At 45.0% G+C, this 21577-nt stretch carries 19 protein-coding genes; 7 read left to right on the top strand and 12 right to left on the bottom strand.

The window, feature by feature from the left end; genetic code table 11:
- Positions 1–95: 95 nt before the first annotated feature.
- Positions 96–2378 (bottom strand): tetratricopeptide repeat protein, encoded by a 2283-nt coding sequence (locus R8269_RS13195; protein ID WP_017635678.1) that lies wholly within the window; start codon positions 2376–2378, stop codon positions 96–98.
- Between the two features lie 164 nt (positions 2379–2542).
- Positions 2543–3388, bottom strand: a complete 846-nt coding sequence (gene queF / locus R8269_RS13190; protein WP_213886769.1) for an NADPH-dependent 7-cyano-7-deazaguanine reductase QueF — start codon at positions 3386–3388, stop codon at positions 2543–2545.
- 108 nt (positions 3389–3496) lie between these two features.
- Here queF and syd point away from each other — a divergent pair, with 108 nt between their 5' ends.
- On the top strand, positions 3497–4042 hold the full coding sequence (gene syd, locus R8269_RS13185) for a SecY-interacting protein (protein WP_258477571.1): 546 nt from the start codon (positions 3497–3499) through the stop codon (positions 4040–4042).
- Positions 4043–4044: 2 nt separating this feature from the next.
- A complete protein-coding gene (locus tag R8269_RS13180; RefSeq protein ID WP_005383605.1) occupies positions 4045–4821 on the top strand; it encodes a Zn-ribbon-containing protein in 777 nt (258 codons plus the stop codon).
- 126 nt (positions 4822–4947) lie between these two features.
- Here the strand turns inward: R8269_RS13180 and R8269_RS13175 are convergent, their stop codons facing one another.
- From R8269_RS13175 to metN, 3 genes are read right to left on the bottom strand one after another with little or no spacing between them, the layout of a single operon-like run.
- Positions 4948–5757, bottom strand: a complete 810-nt coding sequence (locus tag R8269_RS13175) for a MetQ/NlpA family lipoprotein (RefSeq protein WP_005381966.1) — start codon at positions 5755–5757, stop codon at positions 4948–4950.
- 32 nt (positions 5758–5789) lie between these two features.
- The gene (locus R8269_RS13170) at positions 5790–6467 is read right to left on the bottom strand and encodes a methionine ABC transporter permease (protein WP_005383604.1); all 678 of its coding nucleotides are present in this window, start codon (positions 6465–6467) and stop codon (positions 5790–5792) included.
- Positions 6457–7491: a methionine ABC transporter ATP-binding protein MetN gene (metN, locus tag R8269_RS13165; RefSeq protein WP_005381962.1), complete on the bottom strand. Its 1035-nt coding sequence runs from the start codon at positions 7489–7491 to the stop codon at positions 6457–6459. The genes R8269_RS13170 and metN overlap by 11 nt, the downstream gene beginning before the upstream one ends.
- Before the next feature lie 341 nt (positions 7492–7832).
- Here metN and gmhB point away from each other — a divergent pair, with 341 nt between their 5' ends.
- The 4 genes from gmhB to treC all read left to right on the top strand — a co-directional run bounded on the left by gmhB (position 7833) and on the right by treC (position 12724).
- A complete protein-coding gene (gene gmhB / locus R8269_RS13160) occupies positions 7833–8384 on the top strand; it encodes a D-glycero-beta-D-manno-heptose 1,7-bisphosphate 7-phosphatase (protein ID WP_005381961.1) in 552 nt (183 codons plus the stop codon).
- Between the two features lie 74 nt (positions 8385–8458).
- The gene (gene treR / locus R8269_RS13155; RefSeq protein ID WP_213969950.1) at positions 8459–9406 is read left to right on the top strand and encodes a trehalose operon repressor TreR; all 948 of its coding nucleotides are present in this window, start codon (positions 8459–8461) and stop codon (positions 9404–9406) included.
- Between the two features lie 120 nt (positions 9407–9526).
- Positions 9527–10951 (top strand): PTS trehalose transporter subunit IIBC, encoded by a 1425-nt coding sequence (gene treB / locus R8269_RS13150; protein WP_005383602.1) that lies wholly within the window; start codon positions 9527–9529, stop codon positions 10949–10951.
- A gap of 87 nt (positions 10952–11038) precedes the next feature.
- Positions 11039–12724 carry an alpha,alpha-phosphotrehalase gene (treC, locus tag R8269_RS13145; RefSeq protein ID WP_238974772.1) on the top strand — a complete coding sequence of 562 codons (1686 nt, stop codon included), beginning with the start codon at positions 11039–11041 and terminating at the stop codon, positions 12722–12724.
- Between the two features lie 100 nt (positions 12725–12824).
- Here the strand turns inward: treC and R8269_RS13140 are convergent, their stop codons facing one another.
- From R8269_RS13140 to R8269_RS13130, 3 genes are all read right to left on the bottom strand, one after another.
- Positions 12825–13724, bottom strand: coding sequence for a hypothetical protein (locus R8269_RS13140; RefSeq protein WP_213965667.1), 900 nt, complete (start codon positions 13722–13724; stop codon positions 12825–12827).
- Positions 13725–13855: 131 nt separating this feature from the next.
- Positions 13856–15376, bottom strand: coding sequence for a winged helix-turn-helix domain-containing protein (locus tag R8269_RS13135; protein WP_318222556.1), 1521 nt, complete (start codon positions 15374–15376; stop codon positions 13856–13858).
- Positions 15377–15466: 90 nt separating this feature from the next.
- Entirely contained in the window at positions 15467–16069 is a 603-nt protein-coding gene (locus tag R8269_RS13130; RefSeq protein ID WP_031780204.1) for a YitT family protein, read from the bottom strand.
- Positions 16070–16416: 347 nt separating this feature from the next.
- Between R8269_RS13130 and glyA the strand changes: the two genes are divergently transcribed.
- Positions 16417–17667: a serine hydroxymethyltransferase gene (glyA, locus tag R8269_RS13125; protein ID WP_005381985.1), complete on the top strand. Its 1251-nt coding sequence runs from the start codon at positions 16417–16419 to the stop codon at positions 17665–17667.
- Between the two features lie 461 nt (positions 17668–18128).
- Here glyA and lipA read toward each other — a convergent pair whose 3' ends face one another.
- The 4 genes from lipA to R8269_RS13105 all read right to left on the bottom strand — a co-directional run bounded on the left by lipA (position 18129) and on the right by R8269_RS13105 (position 21526).
- The gene (lipA, locus tag R8269_RS13120; protein ID WP_005391329.1) at positions 18129–19094 is read right to left on the bottom strand and encodes a lipoyl synthase; all 966 of its coding nucleotides are present in this window, start codon (positions 19092–19094) and stop codon (positions 18129–18131) included.
- The gene (lipB, locus tag R8269_RS13115) at positions 19091–19753 is read right to left on the bottom strand and encodes a lipoyl(octanoyl) transferase LipB (RefSeq protein ID WP_005384137.1); all 663 of its coding nucleotides are present in this window, start codon (positions 19751–19753) and stop codon (positions 19091–19093) included. Before lipB ends, lipA begins: the two co-directional genes overlap by 4 nt.
- A gap of 176 nt (positions 19754–19929) precedes the next feature.
- On the bottom strand, positions 19930–20208 hold the full coding sequence (gene ybeD / locus R8269_RS13110; RefSeq protein WP_005384135.1) for a DUF493 family protein YbeD: 279 nt from the start codon (positions 20206–20208) through the stop codon (positions 19930–19932).
- A 139-nt stretch (positions 20209–20347) separates the two neighbouring features.
- The gene (locus tag R8269_RS13105; protein WP_005384132.1) at positions 20348–21526 is read right to left on the bottom strand and encodes a serine hydrolase; all 1179 of its coding nucleotides are present in this window, start codon (positions 21524–21526) and stop codon (positions 20348–20350) included.
- Positions 21527–21577 lie beyond the last annotated feature (51 nt).

Genomic DNA, 21577 nt, shown 5'->3' with positions numbered 1-21577 from the left:
GTGACTACGGTTAAGTCCATGTACTACTGATAATTATCTGATAATAACAAAAAACTTTATAGCGTCATTAGTTATTACGTTCAACAGGCGTTTAATTATCCATTTTTTAATATTTTCTTGATGTCGTCCTCATTCTTGTAGGACGAATGGATCTTGATCAGGCCTTGGCTAATGGCATGTTGACAAGCAGTTCTTATGTTACCTGTTGCAAAGCTAGCAGCAGGCGCATTATCGATGGCTTTTAAGAACACCCAGTGGCTTTGCTTATCCTTCAAGCTGACTTCTCGTGCGATGTGAGTAGCAAGCAATAACAGATCGAGTAATTCCTCATCGTTAATTGCAGTGTAGGCTCGGGGTAAGAACGGATAATCGCTGATGCCCATACGAATAATACGATTGACGTTGTGCTGCTGTGCGAACTCATCCACCCAAGTCTGGAATTTTTCGAACATGACTTCGGCAGAAGCATCACGGTCAGCGTTCGGTTCTATGTAGAGTAAGTTCGCATCTGAGAAATGATAAAGACGCGACGGTTTTTCTATTTTTTCCGCAAGGAAGTCGCCAAATGCACGTTCTAGTTCTAGACCTGCCTTATAGCCGTTATGGACGTACATGCTTCGTAAGAATGGCAAATCGATCATAACAAAGCGTAGGCGATCATTAAGTGGTTCGTGGATCAATTCACCCATTTGCCATTGCTCGAAAGTTTCGCTCGACTTTTTCAATGAGCGAGACAGCTTAACGTTCAGCATACGCAAGTTACGTAAACGAGAGCGAGAGTGGGTGAAGAGGTCGTTACGCAGTTTTTCGATTTCACTTGCTTGGCGCTGCATAATGACACCGCGGCGCATAATGAACAAAAACATGACCAATACAGTAATAAACAATGCAAATGAGATTTTTTGGAATTTACGATGCTCTCTTTCCACTTGCTCTAAGCGTTCTGATTGACCGATGTAATGGATGGTTTGTTCGGCAAATTCTTTTTGCTGACGGAACGCATCTTCACTGATTTGGTTAAGCTGCTTTTGTTCTAGACGAACGAGGTTGGTGTATTTTTTATAAGCTTGCAGAGAAAGTTTGTATTCGCCTGCCTGCTCGTAACCTAACCCAAGTAAACGGTATGATTGCTGCTTAATGAAGTTGTTATTTTCAGGTGACTTTTCAGCAAGCGCTAACGCCAGCTTTGCATTAGTAATGACGTCTTTACTGTCATTTTGATGATAAGCCAGACCTGACTGAAGCAGGGCAGCCTTTGCTTCAAGCTTAGGAATATTAGTGTATTCTAAAAGCTCTTTAGAGCGGTCTAAGTACTGCTCTGCTAGCGCGTAGTTATAGAGTTGTAGGTAGGTAGCCGCCAAGCTTAAGCGAATTTTAATGATTCTATTGATGTTCTTACTGGTACTTTCATGGTCAAGCACGTTGAAGTAATGCACTAATGCAAGGTTAAACTTACCCTGATAAAAGTAGATGTCGCCCATTTGCTCTAGGACGTCCGCTAGGATCGGAGAGCTAGGGTAAGAGTCATAAAAATCTGCGGCTTGAGATAAGTATTCGATCGCTTTGTCGTACACTCGTCGCTCCTGGAAGAGCCTAGCCAAAAGGCGATTCACTTTTGCTAATCTTGCACCACTGTTACTTTCAATAGATTGCCAATAACCGTATAGCAGTTCTGACAAAGCCAAATTGTACTTCTTGCTATTGAGGTAAAACTCTCCGACGGCAGTGTAGTAGTCGATCAAGGCTAACTCAGAGCGGCTATCGTCAAGCATGGTCTTTGCTTCAGAGTACAAGTTTTCCGCTTTAATGATATCGCCACTATGTGAAGCGAGGAGTGCTCTTTGCATCACTAGTCGGTAGCGAACGCTGTCGGTGCGTTGTAATACGGCATCGGCTTCATCGAGCTGTTGTTCAATTTGGTTAAGCGTGTCTTCCGCTTTTGAGTAGTTTTCGTCGTACATCCAAATCATTTGGTTGCGCATCAGCTGGAGATCTAAGTCCATGTACGGCAATTGATATTCTTGCGCTAAGCGTTCCGCTTTATTTAGGTGCTCGATAGCCGAACGAACATTACCCATGGCGTAATCTGCCTGAGCGATAATCTTGTGCGCTTCGATGGTGCTGCTTGGTGTGCGAACGCTACGATCTGTTTCGTCGCGAGACATGGCTGAAGGGCTGTCACTTTCTTTGCGTTCTGTTAGCTCACGCTGTGACAAATAGTTGGTTGCCGCTTGTTTTGCTTGTGATGGCTCTATTTCCGCCAATTGTTGTGCTTCGTTGAGTAACGCGGACGATAAAATGGTTGCATGAAGTGGCTGTACAAACAGCAAGCAAAGAAAGCCAATCAACTTGAATAGACGCGAACTGTCCCAAAACATCCTTTCGTTCCCTCGAACTGTTTTTAGATATTGCGATAACGGCGAAAAGCCTCAATTAGCCGTTTAAATGCGGGTTGAAGCCATTTGGTATAGTAACATGCTTGGACAATAAAAACGTCCGGCAACCCTTTAGATTGCCGAACTTATTTCTGTTGCCTATGCGCTTACTGACGAGCCATACGGTGATTGTGAGCTGGCTTATCTTGTTCCGTTGAGCGGTAAGGGTTGATATCCAAGCCACCACGGCGCGTATAGCGGGCAAATACGGTCAGTTTGCTTGGTTGGCAGTATTTCATTAGATCCGTAAAAATACGCTCTACACACTGTTCGTGGAACTCATTGTGCTCGCGGAAAGACACTAAGTAACGTAACAGCTTCTCACGATCTATTTTTGCGCCTTGGTAGCGAATTTCTACACTGCCCCAGTCGGGTTGGTTAGTGATCAAACAGTTTGATTTCAATAGGTGGCTATGTAGCACCTCTTCAACTTGTACTTCACCTGCCGCACCTTCAAGTAAATCGGCATCAAAATCGTAACTGGTGATGTCAATGTCTTGGTCATCTATACATTCACCGTCCATTGTCACAATAGGTTGATTGGTATAGTGGGTCACTGGATTCACCTCAACCAGCACCTTTTCACCTGCGCATTCAGACAGGTCTTGTGTTAAACGCTCAGTCACTTCTTCCCAGCTTGCAAAGCGGGTTTGGTTGTAGCTGTTTAAGTACAGTTTGAAAGACTTCGATTCAATCAAGTTTGCACTGGTGGCTGGAATGTATACTTCGCCAACGGCCACTTGTGGTAAACCTTTACTATTTAACCAAGACAGTTCATACAGCGTCCAAATGTCGTGCCCCATAAAAGGCAGAGTATCGCCTAACTGAAGGTCATCTCGGTTCAGGCTGCGAGGGACTGGTTGCAGCAAGCTTGGGTCATACTGGTTCGCATACTCGGTCGTTTTACCTAGTGTTAGGCCAGCAAGCTCTTTAGCGTCAGAATATTTGCTCATACTTTGTGGTCGTTTTCGATTAGAATGGCGAGAATTTTACTGAATCCGCTGGTCAATTGCCATCCGGCAAGTACGGCTATCTGATAAATAAGGAATGAGGAGACCTTCATGACCCAAAACGTTACTCAGGCGCTACAAGAGTTCAGCCTGCGCTACCAACAAGCTTGGCAAGCTAAGCACAATGAGTTGCCAAGCAGTGAAGAGCTTGCAGAGCTTGTTTCTCCTTGTGTCGAAGAGAAGCGTGATGGAAAGGTGCTTTGGAAATCGGTCGCACGTGATGAAATGGCCGGTTTCACCAATGTGGAAAATGCGATTGAGTTGTCACTGCAAGATGATGTTAAAGCCTTTTATGGTTCTCAATACTGCGCCGATATGGAGGCAATTTGGCAAGGTAATTCGTTGACGCTGCTGCAAGTGTGGAGCGATGACGATTTCGTGCGTCTACAAGAAAATATTCTTGGTCATTTGGTGACGCAGCGCCGCTTGAAACTTAAACCAACAGTATTTATCGCAGCGACAGATGAGGAAATGGATGTGATTTCTATTTGTAACCTCACTGGCAATGTGATTCTAGAGCGTTTGGGCACCTCTAAACGTGATGTATTGGCAGATTCATTGGTTGAGTTCTTGAATAAGTTAGAGGCTGCCGTCTAAGTATGTATGTTGTTGAGTTGCAGTTTGAGTGTTTTGATAACACCACCGTCAGCGCGGTAGACAAAGCCATTAATGGCTTGATGGATGCTCTGCGTTACAACGGCCAAGTATTAGGTCGTGAATTCCCGATAGTGATGGGAGAAGGTGAATTTTTCGTTCGTGTTGTTTGCCCAGAACAAGACAGCTTGCATCCACGTTATCACTCAGATTTCGTCAAAGTGTGCATGAACCGTTTGTCGGATGCGTCTTTGCTTGCTCCGAAAATGCGTATGCTGGGGCGTGATTTGAATTCAGAACAAGCAGCCGAAGAAGAGACACCTAGCTGGCAAGTGTTGTACACGACTTATGTTCATACGTGTTCGCCTTTGCGAAGTGGTGAAACCCTGTTGCCAATTCCTTTGTATCGTAATGAGCCAACACTTAATGGAGACCATAAAGCCGTCATTAAGTGGCAGACTGAGTGGCAAGCGTGTGATGAAATCCAAATGGCAGGGGGTTGCCGAGCGGAACATGCGGCGCTGCACGAAATTTGCGATGTGGATAGTGTGCTGTTTCGCCGAGGTTGGGACTTACGTGGCCGTATCGAATACATCACGAAGATCCCTACGTACTATTACCAGTATCGTGTCGGAGGTCAGTCGCTGGAGAGCGAGAAAGCGCGCAAGTGTCCAAAATGCGATGGCGAGTGGCTACTCGATGAGCCACTACATGACATATTTCATTTTAAGTGTGATGACTGCCGAATCGTGTCGAATATCTCTTGGGACCACCTTAAGTAGCGAATTGAAGCTACTTAAATGGTTAGATAGAGAAATAAAAAGGGCTGATGTTTTTACATCAGCCCTTTTAGGTTTAGAACGTTTACGTTTGGAACGTTGTTTTCGGTCATGTTTTGAAAAGTGGGATTACCAACCTTTCACAACACCACCTTTGAACAGCTCTTTTGCCGCTTCGTAAACTTCTTCCGTTTGGTAAGCTTTTACGAAGTTTTGTACGTTTTGCGCATTAACATTTTCTTCGCGAGCGACAATTAGGTTTACGTATGGTGAGTCTTTATCTTCAACGAACACGCCGTCACGCTCTGGCGATAGGTCGATAGAGCTTGCGTAAGTGGTGTTGATGATAGATAGCGTTACGTCATCCAGTGAACGTGGAAGCTGTGGGGCTTCTAGTTCAATGATTTCGATATTTTTAGGGTTGCCTACGATGTCACGTACTGTAGCGAGTAGACCAACGCCATCACGTAGCGTAATCAAACCTTGTTGCTCAAGAAGCAGTAGTGAGCGACCTAGGTTAGTTGGGTCGTTTGGTACTGCGATGCGTGCGCCATCTTGAATTTCATCAATTGATTTTACTTGCTTTGAGTAACCAGCAATAGGGTAAACGAATGAGTTACCCGCGATAGCCAGTTTGTAGCCGCGGTCTTTCACTTGTTGGTCTAGGTATGGTTTGTGCTGGAACGCATTCGCGTCTACTGAACCATCATCCAGAGCGGCGTTTGGTGTTACGTAATCGGTAAATGTTACTAGCTCAACGTCTAGGTTGTATTTCTCTTTTGCTACTTTAGCGGCAACTTCGGCTACTTGTGCTTCAGCACCAGCAATAACGCCAACTTTTACTTTGTTTACGTCTACTTCTTTGTCGCCGCAACCCGCTAGAGCAAGAGCAGAGGCGGCCGTTGCTACAGTCAAAAGACCTTTAAGGCTAAATTTCATCTTTATCTCCTTATAATTTGTATTTTTGATGCTTATCTGTGGTCTACACGGCGCACCACTGCGTCGCCGATAGACTGAATAATCTGTACTAGAACAATCAACATCACGACAGTCACGGCCATGATAGTTACATCGTAGCGGTGGAAACCGTAACGAATGGCTACGTCGCCTAGGCCGCCGCCGCCTACCGTACCCGCCATAGCTGAGTAGCTAACGAGAGTGACCAAGGTAATCGTTACTGAGTTAACAATAGTCGGCATTGCTTCAGGTAGTAGAACTTTTGTGATGATCTGTGTTGGTGTCGCCCCCATTGACTGCGCTGCTTCCACCAAGCCTGTCGGTACTTCTAATAAAGCACCTTCAATAAGACGAGCGACAAAAGGAATGGCGCCAATAGTCAGTGGGACGATTGCTGCGGTTGTGCCGATAAAGGTTCCAACTAGCATTTTTGTCACTGGAATAATCGCAACCATCAGTACGAGGAATGGCACAGAACGACCAATATTAACGATAGCGCCTAAGCCGCTATTTAGTTTGGTGTTTTCAAGTAGGCCGCCTTTCTTAGTAATATGGAGGATTACGCCTAATGGAATACCCACAGCAAAGCCGACTAATCCGGCAACCGCAACCATGTAAAGCGTTTCCCACGTTGCACCTAAAAGTAGTTTGCTGTTTAAACTCAGCCATTCAGAAATCGTATTAAAGGACATAACCAAGTACCTCTACTTTTACGTTGTGCTTACGCAGGTATTCAAGAGCTGCGTTGTCATCTTCTTCGTTACCAAATAGCTCTGCGACCATCATGCCGAATTTCACGCCACCAGCGTAATCAAGGTCGGAACTCAAAATACTCACATCAATATTGTATTTACGAGAAATTTGCGACATTAACGGTGCATCGACGGTTGCGCCAGTAAACTCTAGGCGAACCAACGGGTAGCTGCCATCAACACGCTCTGCTTGCAGACGAGCTTGGTAATCTTCAGGAATGGAAAGATCCAGCGTTGAGCGAATGAATTGGTGCGCTAGCTCTGTCTTAGGGTGCGCAAAAATATCGCCAACGGTGCCTTTTTCCACCAGCTCACCACCACCGATGATTGCTACTTCGTGACAGATGCTTTTTACGACTTCCATTTCGTGAGTGATAAGTAAAATCGTGATGTTGAGTTTGCGGTTGATCTCTTTCAATAACTCAAGGATAGATTGAGTTGTTGCCGGATCTAGTGCGCTAGTGGCCTCATCACAAAGCAGCACGCTAGGATCGGATGCCAATGCACGAGCAATTGCCACACGCTGTTTTTGGCCGCCACTTAAGTTAGATGGGTAGCTCTCGTGTTTGTCGGCTAAGCCTACAAGCTTTAGCAACTCAGTTACTTTTGTTGTGATTTGCGATTTGTCTTTACCTGCCAGTTCTAGGGGCAATGCCACATTATCAAACACAGTACGAGACGAAAGCAGGTTAAAGTGCTGGAAGATCATGCCAATGTTACGGCGTGTTTCGACTAGTTGCTTTTTGCTGAGTTTGGTTAGATCTACACCATCAACGATGATGGAACCAGAGGTCGGCGCTTCTAACATGTTTACGCAGCGGATTAGCGTACTTTTACCAGCACCAGATGAACCGATAACACCAAAGATGGTGCCTTTGTCGATGTGTAGGTTAATGTCTTTCAGGGCAAGGATTTCCTTACTGCCTTGGTAGAACACTTTATTGACGTTTTTTATTTCTATCATGTTTCAACCTGCCCAAAGATACGGGGAACTTCGCTGTCAAAAACGGCCTTTGACAGAACTTAATGTTGAGCTTTATCTCAATTTTCAGTTGATGCTATGGGTTAAGCAGAATGAAGTCAATAGATATTTTTACGTCTAGACGTCTAAATGTATGGATGTTCTGTTTTGAAACGGAGATGTATAGATAGAAAGCAGGAGGTAGACGGCAGGGCACCCTCAGATTTACCGATTCTTGCCCAACAAATCAACCGTTTTGTCGAGGCCTAGAATGAATTAGATAGTGTTGAAGTTTATAAGGTATGTAATAATCTGATTAAACCGAGTTAATAGAGAAATACGTTTTGGCAAAACCTGCTGTTTTTATCGATCGTGATGGCGTGATAAACGTTGACCACGGCTACGTTCATGACGAACATGATTTTGAGTACATTGATGGTGTATTTGAAGCGACGAAAGCGCTAAAAGATAAAGGCTACCTTCTAGTGTTAGTGACGAATCAATCGGGCATCGCACGCGGTAAATTCAGTGAAGACCGTTTCTTGTCTCTGACTCAATGGATGGATTGGAACTTTGCTGATAATGGTGTTGAGTTCGATGGTATCTATTACTGCCCACATCATCCAGAACATGGCATTGGCGAGTACAAGCAAGATTGTGAGTGCCGTAAGCCAAAACCAGGCATGTTCATTTCTGCGCGTGACTTCTTGAAGATCGATATGGAGAAATCTGTGATGATCGGCGATAAAGCTGAAGACATGATGGCAGCAGAAGCGGCAGGCGTTGGCACTAAGATTTTGGTTCGCACTGGTAAGCCAGTAACAGAACAGGGCGAAGCCATTGCAACGGTAGTATTAGATAGCATTGCAGATGTGCCTGCGTACTTAAACAAGTAATCTTCATTACTGACTGAGTTAAGGGAAGCCACTGCTTCCCTTTTGTTTGATTCCTTCTTTTAGTCTGAACACTTATGAGCAAAAAACTCACCATTCTTGATATCGCAAAATTGGCTGGCGTGGGCAAATCGACGGTCAGCCGTGTGCTTACCAATGATCCCAAGGTAAAACCGCAAACGCGTGAGAAGGTAGAGCAAATCATTCGTGAATCAGGCTACGTCCCATCAAAGTCGGCGCAGTCGATGCGTGGTGGCAGCCAAAAAGTCATTGGGGTTATCATCTCCCGTTTAGATTCACCATCAGAAAATCGCGCCGTTGGTACCATGCTCAATGCTTTGTATTCCGCTGGTTATGATGCGGTGATCATGGAGAGCCAATTCGATCGCGATAAAACCAATGAACATTTGGATGTGCTTAAACGTCGCAACGTCGATGGGGTGATCGTGTTTGGTTTTACTGGATGTGATGAGCGAGCATTGGCAGAGTGGGGTAATCGTATCGTTGTGATCGCGATGGACACGCAAATGGTTTCTTCGATCAACTACGACAACCAAGGTGTGATAGACATGGCTTTGTCTCATCTTGAGCAGCAATCTTTATCTCACATTGCTTATATTGGTGTTGATCCTGAAGACAAAACCACTGGCTTAGCTCGTTTAAATGCTTATAAAGCTTGGTGTCAACGCAAGCAAATTACACCTTGTTTCCAAACGGGTAAGTTGAGCCATGAAAGTGCTTATCAGTTGGTAGACAAAGTCCTTCAATCTGACACTCAGGCCATCGTGTGCGCCAGTGACACCATCGCGTTGGGCGTGATTAAGCGTCTTCAAGAGTTAGGTCGTGAAGATGTGGTTGTGACAGGTGTTGGAGGTAATGAATTGCTCTCTTTCCTTTTCCCTAAAGTATTTAGTGTCGACCCAGGTTATACCCTTGCAGGTGAGAAGTCCGCTAACATGCTGATCAATCAATTAAATGGCGATGAGGAAGTGGTTCACTTTACTCAACAGCCTATCGTTTGTTAATCCACACTAAAACGATCTGCTCTAAAATTATACTGTGATCATTCTCAATTAATGGGAATGTTCCCATTTATAAAAACAAAATGATGAATCGAATGTATCCAATACAGGGTGGACAAAGTTATGAGTAAGATTGCGCGTAAAGACGTGGAGCGTCTTATTGAGCTGGTCGGGGGGCCGGACAATATTGCCAGTGTAAGTCACTGTTTAACTCGCTTGCGTTTTGTTCTAAATGATACGGACAAAGCAGATACGAAACAGTTAGAAACATTACCGATGGTGAAGGGCTGTTTTACCAACGCAGGCCAGTTCCAAGTGGTTATCGGTACTGAAGTGGATGAAGTTTACAAGGTACTGATCGGACTGACGGGTAAAAGTGAAGCCAGCAAAGACGAAGCGAAGAACGCTGCTCGTCAAAACATGAATATCGTTGAGCGTGGTATTTCCCACCTTGCAGAAATCTTTGTACCACTGCTACCAGCGATCATCACCGGTGGTCTGATCCTTGGTTTCCGTAACGTGATTGGCGACATCAAGATGTTTGATGGTCAAACGCTAACGGAAATCAGCCAGTTTTGGGCAACGGTACACTCTTTCTTATGGCTGATTGGTGAGGCGATCTTCTTCTTCCTACCGGTTGGCGTGTGTTGGTCGACAGTGAAAAAGCTCGGCGGTACTCCGATTCTGGGTATCACGCTTGGTGTAACATTGGTTTCGCCACAGTTAATGAACGCCTACCTAATTGGTAAGCAAGTGCCTGAAGTATGGGACTTTGGCTTATTTGCCATCGAGAAAGTGGGCTACCAAGCGCAAGTGATTCCGGCAATGCTCGCTGGTATGGCACTGGCGTTTATTGAAACCAACTTAAAACGCATCATTCCGTCTTACCTTTACCTAGTGGTTGTGCCGTTTGTCTCTATCATCGTGTCTGTGATTCTTGCGCACTCTATCATTGGCCCATTCGGTCGTATGTTGGGTGATGGTGTTGCTTTCGCAGCAAAAGCAGCCATGACAGGTGACTTCGCAATGATTGGCTCAACCATCTTCGGCTTCCTATACGCGCCATTGGTCATTACTGGTATTCACCACACCACCAACGCGGTTGACCTTCAATTAATGCAAGAGCTAGGCGGCACGCCAATTTGGCCTCTGATTGCGCTTTCAAATATTGCTCAAGCGTCTGCGGTCGTCGGCATCATTATCATCAGTAAAAAACATGGCGAGCGTGATATCTCGGTGCCTGCGGCTATCTCTGCTTACCTTGGTGTGACCGAGCCGGCGATGTACGGTATCAACTTGAAATACAAGTTCCCAATGCTGAGCGCGATGATCGGTAGTGCGTGTGCTGCTGCTATTTGTGGTAGTGCGGGCGTAATGGCGAACGGTATCGGTGTGGGCGGTTTGCCGGGCATCTTGTCTATCCAACCGCAGTTCTGGGGCATTTTTGCTTTGGCTATGTTAGTCGCAATGCTAGTACCTGCTGCATTAACGTTAATTCTTTATAAGCGTGCACAAGCCAAAGGTGAGCTTGAGCCTGCAAACGCGTAATTCTATTTGAGGCAGTGACTTGGCTGCCTCCTCCTATTTTTCTTTTCAAATTTTAAGTTTCCGATTACTGGTAAGTGAGTGTTAGAAATGGCTATGACCAAGCATGATGAGAGCTGGTGGAAAACCGCAACCATCTATCAAATTTACCCAAAAAGCTTTTGTGACAGTGGCAGTAAAGGCACGGGCGACATCAAAGGGATCATTTCTAAGCTGGATTATCTTAAGCATCTTGGTGTGGATGCGATTTGGCTGACGCCGGTTTACCAATCGCCAATGATCGACAACGGTTATGACATATCCGATTACTACTCGATTAACCCACAGTTCGGCACTATGGAAGATTTCGATACTTTGCTAGCAGAAGCGCATCAGTTGGGTATTCGTATCATCATGGACATTGTAGTGAACCACACGTCGACAGAACACAAGTGGTTCCAATCCGCACTGGGTGATAAAAACAGCCCATACCGTGATTACTACATCTGGAAAGATCCGGTAGATGGTGCTGAACCAAACAACTGGCAATCAAAGTTTGGTGGCAACGCTTGGGCGCTGGATGAAAAAACAGGCCAGTACTATTTGCACCTTTTTGCTAAAGAGCAAGCGGACTTAAACTGGGAAAACCCAGTAGTGCGTGAAGAGGTGAAAGAAGTCATCAGCTTCTGGGCAGACAAAGGTGTCGATGGTTTCCGTCTCGACGTTATCAACCTGATTTCCAAGCAGCAAGATTTTCCAAGTGACGATATTGGTGATGGTCGTCGTTTCTACACGGATGGTCCACGTGTGCACGAATACCTTCAAGAGATTAGCGAATCTGTGTTTCAAAAATACGGCAGCGTGACGGTGGGTGAAATGTCTTCCACCACACTAGAGCACTGCCAGCAATATTCTTCGCTAGACGGCAAAGAGCTATCCATGGTGTTCAACTTCCATCATCTGAAAGTCGATTATCCAAATGGTGAAAAATGGACCAAAGCGCCGTTTGATTTCATTCAGTTAAAACAGATCTTCAATCATTGGCAAACGGGCTTAAATGGCAAAGGGTGGGGGGCGCTGTTCTGGTGTAACCACGACCAGCCACGCGTTGTGAGCCGATTAGGTAACGACGAGCAATACCGTGTTGAATCTGCCAAGATGCTTGCGGCATCAGTGCACATGATGCAAGGCACACCTTATGTTTACCAGGGGGAAGAGATCGGCATGACCAACCCGGGTTATACCGAAATCAGCCAATATCGTGATGTTGAAAGTACTAACATGTACGACATCATGGTCAACCGTGATGGTGTATCTCATGACGATATGATGGCGATCTTGGCACAGAAGTCGCGTGATAACTCACGTACACCAATGCAATGGAACAGTGCAAAACACGCGGGCTTTACTGAGGGCACGCCGTGGCTTGAAGTGGCGCAGAATTACTCTGAAATCAATGCTGAAGCTGCGGTTGCCGATTTGAACTCGGTGTTCTACTTTTACAAGCGTCTGATTGAACTGCGTAAACAGGTTCCAGTTATCACCGATGGCCGTTACGAGGACCTGCTGCCAGAGCACAAACGTATTTTCGCTTACGCTCGTCAGAACGATAAGCAAACGCTGCTGTGTATCAATAACTACTACGCAGAAGAGGTGGAATGCGTTCTGCCAGAACGTTTTGATATGAGTAAAGCGAAAAACTTGCTATCTAACTATCAAAACTCAGCGAACGCAGTCGCGTCAAACCATCAAGTGTTACGACCTTACGAAACTCGTATTTTATTGATAGAAGAATAAACTCGGGTGTCATCACCCCCTAAGGTTGATGTTCGAGATGAAGGCTTTGGTGTGCTCCCCAAAGCCTTCTTTTATTGAGATATCTATAAAAAATGCGAGCTTATTTTGTTTCAATCGCTGTTAGCTGCACTTTCTCTTCGTTGATTTGTACTTGTTGTACTTTCAGCAGTTCAATTTGTTCTATCAGACCTAAGCTTGGATTAAACCAACGTTCTGCCGAAGTGGCGAACTCCATTGAGTCCATATCATCACAGTTTAGGTTGTAGATGTTCTCTTCCATCAGGTATGCCGCTTCAATTTTCTTGCCTGAGATCGAGAACGCTTTACGCATACCAGTCTCTCGGATTTGCTGTTGCCAAACCACTTGGCAAGATGCTGTCATAGGAAGGTTTTGTACCCACTCATGATCTTCAAAACGGTCTAGAAGGTTGTGAACTGCGTAGCCTGTAAGAGTGGTTTGCAGAGACATAGTTTCTTCACCGATGTCAATATTCGGGCTTTTCTCTTTTACGTCGTCACCGTTTAGGCGGAAAATCGGACTGCTGTGCATAAGCATGGCAATAAACTGATGACCAATGAAATAAGCGTCAGTGATTTCATGGAGTGCACCATCTGATCCTGCAAAGTAAAGCGTATTGCTCTCTTCGTCGTCGTTGTACTGCTCGTCTGAATAGTAGAACTGTTCGGCGCCGTAGTTCACCAAGTCATTAACCAACTGGACCATTGCCTCGCTGTTTGGGATTTGTGCCAATGCTGCCAATATTTGCTCGCTATCCATCGCTTGGAAGCTCAGTTTCATGTCGCCCTCTGGTTGGCCATCCAAGCTAAACGAATAGCTCAATTGTGTGTTTGGTATAGGAGTGAAAATGGAGTTGTGAATCGAGACGTCGAAACTTTCTTGAGGCACTTTGTTTGGATTCGCACTGCCAGAAGACGAACCTCCGCCACAGCCGTAAAGAGCCAGAGTTGCTGCTGCGATAAGCGTCATTTTGTTTAGCATGGTTTACATTCCTGATTGATAAGGCCGCTTCATGTTGGGCCGTTGCTTGAATGCGAGCATGCTAAGTTCAGTGAGAGAAAAAGGGCAAAAAACAAAAGATAACAGGGGTTAATGAAAGCTTAATTTTATATTTAGGTCTTTGTTTTATTTGGGGTTATTTCGTTGGCTACGTTAGTGCAATACTCGTTAATGAGCGCTTTCCATCGGCTTATGATTTCTTGATCGGTCACACTAACACGCAACGTTTTCCACGGTTGGAGGCAAGTCTCTTTTGATTCAGATTGAGAAAGACGCTCAAACAAGGTTTCGGAAGGTAAAACGCGCAGCAGCGCCACCAGTGATTCCATGTAGTTGAGACGGAACTGTTCAAGTTTGTTCTGCTTATAAGCAATGTGAGACACAAAGGTATAAATCAGTGCGTTTTGGATACGTGAGTCGCCATCTGGTGTCGTTAACAGAGCTTTTGCCCTGTCTAAGTTACCTAATTTGAAATGCAATAGACCTAACCAAAGGCTCAGCTCATCTGGCAAAACATCAAACGACGATTGCACTTGAGTTAAATATGCTTCCAGCTTTTGATGTTCGTGCTCGTATAAGGCGAGATGTCTTGCCGTTGTTATAGCCGCAAACTCATCAGATTGTCTGAGAGGTTGGCTAGAAAAGGCATTCTCGAATAACATTTTTTTGTGAATATTCGAAAGCTGCCACGAACTTGCCGAAGGTGCAGGCAGATTGAAGTATTGCGCGACATCCGAGTGCATTTGGAAAATATCCGATTGTAAGGAAGATAAACGCAGTGTGTACTCATTGCGAAACGCCAGCTTGCCCGTCGCAGGATAAATAAGGTTCATCTGCGCTTTCAAGATGCCTTGCTCTGCGCCGTCTTTTAACTCGATATTGAGCTCGTAGTCGCTGGTCTGCATGTTTCGTGCGCCAGGGAAATATGGCGTATGACCGATAGGATCAAGAAAGTAACTGGGAGCATCTTGGTTGGCGATGTCGGTGTATGGATATTCGACCTGTTGTTGCAGCAAGATGGCTTTGACCAGTATGCGGTATTTTCGCGCCTGAGAGCCGATTGAATCGACACGGTTGAGTAGTAGCTCGACTTTGGGAATCAGTAGTTGATGACGTGTTTGTTGTGTTGAGATTTCTTGGCGTTGCCATAACAAGCTTGCGAGTGTCATGCTACATACCGCAAGTATGGCACATAAGCTGTAAGCAAAAATCAGCTTGAAGTTCTTATTACTCGCCACCTGGGTTGAGATAACGCGCCGATGGTTTTTCGCTGGTGGCACTAAACGAATATTGGCAGGGTTAAGAAAGTAGCCTTTGCGGGGGTAAGTGACTAAAAGCTTAGCGGCATCGTATTCGGGTAAGTACTGCTGTAGCAGTGCACGTAAGGTGCTAATGCGGTTCGTGAGCACATTCTTAGAGATGAACTTGCTCTGCCAAATGGTTTCAATAATGGTGTCAGCAGAGAGTGGGTGGCCAACGCTTGTTAACAGCAGTTCTAATAATTCAACGGTGCGAGGTTCAAGATCAATCGCGATAGCATCTTGATGAAGGCTCTGTGTCTTCGGGTTATAGATCAGCTCTCCAATCGCAATACAACTGTGAGTCTGTTTAGCTTGTTGCAGAAAGTCGCGCATACCGTACCGATCTATTTGGAAATCGCGAAGTATTATATAGCGATTGGAGCGCGAAATCTTATAAATCGCGCTTCAATCATTATCAAAAATTTATGAACCGTAGGTCACGGAATAGCGGTGCGGTTTGTGGTTCATCGCTAACACGACATTGAGTGCAAACGCCCCCAAAATTGAAAGGCCAATCACTTCTGGTGTGACAAAGAAGAATGAAGCAAACAGGATACATGCATCGATTGCCATTTGGCTTTTGCCAACTGAAATGCCAAATTTGTCTTGGATAAACAAACACAGCACGTTAAAGCCACCTAAGCTGGAGCGATGTCTGAATAGGATCAGCATACCGAGCCCCATTAAAAGCCCGCCTGCGACGGCGCAATAAACTTCATTTACCGATTCGAGCGAGATTAGCAAATAAAGATGATCGGCAAAGATAGAAACCAACGCGCCAGAAATGGCACTATTAATGGCGAAATGACGGCCGAAGCGTTTCCATGCTAGTAAGTAAAAAGGACTGTTTGCTAAAAAGTACAGCACACCAAAGGTAAAAGGTGTAAATTGGCTAATAAGCAGAGCCAATCCAGTCGTGCCTCCCGTTAGAAGGTTCGCGGATTGGAGAAAGAAAACGCCTTGAGCTACTAAAAAGGTACCCGTGAGAATCGCTATCCAGTCTTCTTTTAATGAGTGTTTTTCCATCAATGTTGCAGTCATTAGTGATAAATAAGGCGTGCATAGTAGTAAAAAGATGATCTTTTCGGTAGCTAGAGGGTAAAATTTACGGTAAACCTATGTAATTGCTGTTTTACAGGGTGTAAAGCACAAATTTGACAGGCAATAGATTGTCGTTATGCGATTGCAATGCTGGCATGATAAACATTGCTTGTCATCATGAAAAAACTGCATGAGAAAAATTGTAAATTTCTCTTTATGACCTAAATCAAATTATGTAGAATGCGCGCCATTAGGGTGACGAAAACGTTTGCGTCGGGTCATTCAACAGTTTTTTTGCAACTTTCAGTACTAATCTGAGTCAGGAGATACAGATGCTTAAGCGTGATATGAACATCGCAGATTACGATGCGGAACTGTTCGCAGCTATCCAGGAAGAAACTCTTCGCCAGGAAGAACACATTGAACTTATCGCTTCTGAAAACTACACAAGCCCACGTGTAATGGAAGCGCAAGGTTCTCAGCTAACGAACAAATACGCTGAAGGCTACCCAGGTAAGCGTTACTACGGCGGTTGTGAGTACGTAGATAAAGCTGAAGCACTAGCAATTGAGCGTGCATGCCAACTATTTGGTTGTGAGTACGCTAACGTACAGCCTCACTCAGGTTCTCAAGCAAACAGCGCAGTTTACATGGCGCTTCTTAACCCTGGCGATACAGTTTTAGGCATGAGCCTAGCGCACGGTGGTCACCTAACTCACGGTTCACCAGTAAACTTCTCTGGTAAGCACTACAACGTTATCCCTTACGGTATCGATGAAGCTGGTCAAATCAACTACGACGAGATGGAACAGCTAGCACTTGAACACAAACCTAAGATGATCATCGGTGGTTTCTCTGCTTACTCGCAAATCGTTGATTGGAAACGCATGCGTGAAATCGCTGACAAAGCAGGTGCTTACTTATTTGTTGATATGGCGCACGTAGCTGGTCTTATCGCTGCCGGTGAATACCCAACACCAGTACCGCATGCTCACGTGGTAACAACAACGACGCACAAAACACTAGCAGGTCCTCGCGGTGGTCTTATCTTGTCAAATGCTGGCGAAGATATGTACAAGAAATTGAACTCAGCAGTGTTCCCTGGTGGTCAAGGTGGCCCTCTAATGCACGTTATCGCTGGTAAAGCAGTAGCGTTCAAAGAAGCGATGGAGCCAGAGTTCAAAGCTTATCAAGCTCGCGTAGTGAAAAACGCAAAAGCAATGGTTGGTCAGTTCCAAGAGCGTGGCTACAAAATCGTATCTAACGGTACAGAAAACCACTTGTTCCTTGTTGACCTAATCGACAAAGATATCACTGGTAAAGACGCAGACGCGGCACTAGGTGCAGCAAACATCACTGTAAACAAGAACTCAGTACCAAATGACCCACGCAGCCCATTCGTAACGTCTGGTATTCGTGTAGGTACGCCAGCGATCACTCGCCGTGGCTTCACTGAAGAAGATGCAAAAGAGCTAGCAAACTGGATGTGTGACGTTCTAGATAACATCGGCAACGAAGAAGTTATCGAAGCGACAAAACAGAAAGTGCTAGAAATTTGTAAGCGTCTACCGGTTTATGCCTAACTGTTCTTCATAGAATGAGTCGACTTCGGTGTCGAACATACTCATTTGCTCGCGCAAACTCCGTGTGTTCTCCTAGAACTCGACTCGTCTATTTTGAACATTGATATACTAAAGGTCCTCATTTGAGGGCCTTTTTGTTTGTCTGGCGTTTGGAATGAGATATAGCGAGAGAGTGTGATAAGGGGATGGCTACCAACACTGTCCCTTTTCAATATACCCAAACCACGTCATTCCGACGAGCCGAGGCGAGATCAGGAATCTTGTTGAGGCACACTCTTTTACTCAGAGTTTCCCTAAAAATCCTCAGTATTCTGAAAACAGATTCTGAATCACGTTCGTACCTCGCTGTTCAGAATGACGGTGGTAGAATGGCTTTTTATCATCATTTGCCAGATACAAAAAAGGTTGGCACTGAGCCAACCTTTTCTCTTCAAAACAAGCTTTTCAAAACAAGCGAGAGCTTATTTAATCTCGATACCTTGAGCTTGCATATCGGCATGGTAAGAAGAGCGCACAAATGGACCACACGCTGCATGCGTGAAGCCAAGTTCTAGTGCAACTTCTTTTAGCTCGTCAAACTCTGATGGTGGAACGTAACGTTCTACTGGCAAGTGGTGACGGCTTGGCGCTAAATACTGGCCTAGAGTCAGCATCGTTACGCCGTGTGCGCGTAGATCTTTCAGTACTTCGATGATTTCTTCTTTGGTTTCACCAAGGCCCATCATCAAACCAGACTTGGTCGGTACATCTGGATGCTGCTCTTTGAACTTCTTAAGGAGCTCAAGTGACCATTTGTAGTTCGCACCTGGGCGAGCTTTACGGTAAAGACGTGGCGCGGTTTCTAAGTTGTGGTTGAAGACATCTGGCGGATTGTCTTTCATTAGATCAAGCGCTACATCCATGCGACCACGGAAGTCAGGAACCAGTGTTTCAATCTTAATATGCGGGTTTAACGCACGGATCTCGCGGTTACAATCGGCAAAGTGTTGTGCACCGCCGTCACGCAGATCGTCACGGTCAACAGAAGTGATTACTACGTATTTCAGCTTCATATCGGCAATGGTTTTCGCCAGTTTTTGAGGCTCTTCTGCTTCCGGTGGTAATGGGCGGCCATGAGCAACGTCACAGAAAGGACAACGACGAGTACAAATAGCACCTAAGATCATGAAGGTTGCTGTACCGTGGTTAAAACATTCCGCTAGGTTCGGGCAAGATGCTTCTTCACATACGGAGTGAAGTTTATTCTTACGCATCGCCGCTTTGATGTCTTGAATTCGTTGGCTGTCGGCTGGTAGCTTGATCTTCATCCAATCAGGCTTACGTAGCACTTCTTTCTGCTCTGTAGGCATGTTCTTTACGGGAATCAATGCCATTTTATCGGCGTCACGATATTTAACGCCTTTTTCCATCTGGATTGGTTTGCTCATGCTTTATTACCTTGAGAAGGTGCTTCTGTGCTGAATTCTACTTGCTCATAATCGAGCAAAGTAACGAGTTCTTCTATTAATTGTTTTTCTACGGCTTCTACATTGTCTGGGCCGCCAAATTGGCTGACCTGAACCATTTCCATACCTTCATAACCACAAGGGTTAATACGCAGAAACGGTGTTAAATCCATATTTACGTTCAAGGCTAAACCATGAAACGAGCATCCTTTACGAATGCGTAAACCGAGAGAGCATATTTTCTTACCGGCAACGTAGACACCTGGTGCGTCAGGTCGCGCGGCTGAGTCAATATTGTATGCTTTTAGCGTGTTGATCACGAGGTTCTCGATTGTGGTAACGAGATCTCGTACACCTAATTTTTTACGGCGTAGGTTGATCAAGAAGTAGGCGACCAACTGACCAGGGCCATGATACGTAACCTGGCCTCCGCGATCACTTTGTACAACAGGAATATCGCCAGTGTTAATCAAGTGCTCAGCTTTACCTGCCTGTCCTTGCGTAAATACTGGGTTATGTTCTACCAACCAGACTTCATCACGGGTTTCTTCTGTGCGTTGGTCGGTGAACTCATGCATCGCCTTCCATACAGGCTCATAGTCTTGGCGGCCAAGTCGTTTTACAACAAGTTGGTGTTGCATGGGAATTCCTGTTGCTAATATATAAAGTTTTTGGATTATAAACCGGATAACCCTGATGCTCTACCGCTGCGTAACAGATTTTTAACTGAAAGCGATGTAAAGTCTCGTTATCTCTTTGATAAATAAAAAGAAAGCAGCCAAGGCTGCTTTCAAAAAAAATTTAATCTATCAAAAAATTATAGAACCATGCGTACGATGTCAATTTCACCTAACTCTTTGTACAGTGTCTCAACCTGCTCGATAGAGGTTGCAGTAATGTTGATTGACACAGAGTGGTAGTTGCCTTTAGCACTTGGTTTAACGGTCGGGCTGTAGTCACCTGGAGCATGGCGCTGAATAACTTCAAGAACAAGCTCTGGAAGTTCAGGCTTTGCATGACCCATTACCTTGTAAGTAAATGAACAAGGGAACTCAAGCAGGTCTTTTAATTTTGCATCAGAGTTGATGGTTAGCATATCGATAACTCCAGTAGATATTCGTTGCGGTGCGAAATAGTACAGTCAAATTAGGGGGAACTCAAGACGAGGAGCTCAAACTTAAAAAGCCGCCCATTCAGGCGGCTTTGCGAATAAGTTTGCTACTCTAACGTTCTTTTTAGAAGAAGCTCTTGAATAACAATACGATGTAATCCCACATGCGGCTAAATAGACTACCTTGCTCTACGGTTTCTAGTGCCATTAGTGGGTACTCGGCAATATCTTCACCATCGATCTGATAGTATAGCTTACCAACTACATCACCTTTATTAATTGGGGCTTCTAGCTCTTTTTCAAGGACGAAGCTTGCTTTTAAGTTTTTCGCTTCACCACGCGGTAGTGTTACGTAAGTATCTTGGTCAAGACCCAGTGCTACGGTGTCTTTGTTACCCATCCACACTTTTTCTTCTACGAACGTTTCACCTGCTTTGTGCGGTGCCACTGTTTCGAAGAAACGGAAGCCGTAGCTTAGCAGCTTTTTGCTTTCTGACTTACGAGCATTGGCATCTTTAGTGCCCATAACGACCGCAACCAAGCGCATTTGACCTTCAGTTGCTGAACTTACTAGGCTGTAACCCGCATTACTTGTGTGACCCGTTTTGATGCCGTCAACGTTCATGCTCTTATCCCAAAGTAGACCGTTACGGTTGTATTGGGTGATGCCGTTGTAAGTAAATTTCTTCTCTGAGTACACTCGGTACTCATTTGGTACGTCACGGATAAGTGCTTTACCTAGCAGTGCCATGTCGTATGGTGTTGAGTACAATTCTGCGTTATCTAAGCCATGAACGTTGGCAAAGTGCGAGTTAGTCATACCCAATGTGTTGGCCCAAGCGTTCATTAGGTCAACAAATGCATCTTCTGAACCTGCAATATGTTCTGCCATCGCAACACAGGCATCGTTACCTGACTGGACGATGATACCTCGGTTCAGGTCACGTACTTTAACTGTTGTGCCTACTTCAATGAACATCTTTGATGAATCAGGGAAGTTTTTCGCCCACGCATTTTTACTGATGGTGACATCATCATCTTCTGAGATATTACCACGCGCTAGCTCTTGGCCGATTACATAGCTGGTCATCATCTTAGTCAGACTAGCTGGAGACAATTTTGTGTTCATCTCTTTCTCTGCCAGTACTTTACCTGAATGGTAATCCATCAGCACGTAGCCCTTCGCCGCGATTTGAGGGGCATCTGGAACAACGATAGGTGATGCAAGAGCAGATTGAGCGAAAGTTGCAGAAAGGGCAACCGAAGAAACGAGAATAGATTTCACAAACTTATTTTTATTCATGGTAATTCAAATTTTTGGGTTAACTGCAGACATCTTATCAGAATCCCTAGT

Source organism: Vibrio sp. Vb0667, assembly GCF_033391095.1.
This window is presented reverse-complemented; position numbering and strand designations above follow the sequence as displayed.

What these genes read in the sequence shown, in the direction of transcription:
- R8269_RS13195 (WP_017635678.1), bottom strand. Translation starts at nt 2,378, where the DNA reads ATGTTTTGGGACAGTTCGCGTCTATTCAAGTTGATTGGCTTTCTTTGC.
- R8269_RS13105 (WP_005384132.1), bottom strand. Translation starts at nt 21,526, where the DNA reads ATGAATAAAAATAAGTTTGTGAAATCTATTCTCGTTTCTTCGGTTGCC.
- R8269_RS13175 (WP_005381966.1), bottom strand. Translation starts at nt 5,757, where the DNA reads ATGAAATTTAGCCTTAAAGGTCTTTTGACTGTAGCAACGGCCGCCTCT.
- R8269_RS13130 (WP_031780204.1), bottom strand. Translation starts at nt 16,069, where the DNA reads ATGGAAAAACACTCATTAAAAGAAGACTGGATAGCGATTCTCACGGGT.
- R8269_RS13170 (WP_005383604.1), bottom strand. Translation starts at nt 6,467, where the DNA reads ATGTCCTTTAATACGATTTCTGAATGGCTGAGTTTAAACAGCAAACTA.
- R8269_RS13180 (WP_005383605.1), top strand. Translation starts at nt 4,045, where the DNA reads ATGTATGTTGTTGAGTTGCAGTTTGAGTGTTTTGATAACACCACCGTC.
- lipA (WP_005391329.1), bottom strand. Translation starts at nt 19,094, where the DNA reads ATGAGCAAACCAATCCAGATGGAAAAAGGCGTTAAATATCGTGACGCC.
- treR (WP_213969950.1), top strand. Translation starts at nt 8,459, where the DNA reads ATGAGCAAAAAACTCACCATTCTTGATATCGCAAAATTGGCTGGCGTG.
- syd (WP_258477571.1), top strand. Translation starts at nt 3,497, where the DNA reads ATGACCCAAAACGTTACTCAGGCGCTACAAGAGTTCAGCCTGCGCTAC.
- lipB (WP_005384137.1), bottom strand. Translation starts at nt 19,753, where the DNA reads ATGCAACACCAACTTGTTGTAAAACGACTTGGCCGCCAAGACTATGAG.
- R8269_RS13140 (WP_213965667.1), bottom strand. Translation starts at nt 13,724, where the DNA reads ATGCTAAACAAAATGACGCTTATCGCAGCAGCAACTCTGGCTCTTTAC.
- metN (WP_005381962.1), bottom strand. Translation starts at nt 7,491, where the DNA reads ATGATAGAAATAAAAAACGTCAATAAAGTGTTCTACCAAGGCAGTAAG.
- queF (WP_213886769.1), bottom strand. Translation starts at nt 3,388, where the DNA reads ATGAGCAAATATTCTGACGCTAAAGAGCTTGCTGGCCTAACACTAGGT.
- treC (WP_238974772.1), top strand. Translation starts at nt 11,039, where the DNA reads ATGGCTATGACCAAGCATGATGAGAGCTGGTGGAAAACCGCAACCATC.
- ybeD (WP_005384135.1), bottom strand. Translation starts at nt 20,208, where the DNA reads ATGCTAACCATCAACTCTGATGCAAAATTAAAAGACCTGCTTGAGTTC.
- R8269_RS13135 (WP_318222556.1), bottom strand. Translation starts at nt 15,376, where the DNA reads ATGCGCGACTTTCTGCAACAAGCTAAACAGACTCACAGTTGTATTGCG.
- glyA (WP_005381985.1), top strand. Translation starts at nt 16,417, where the DNA reads ATGCTTAAGCGTGATATGAACATCGCAGATTACGATGCGGAACTGTTC.
- treB (WP_005383602.1), top strand. Translation starts at nt 9,527, where the DNA reads ATGAGTAAGATTGCGCGTAAAGACGTGGAGCGTCTTATTGAGCTGGTC.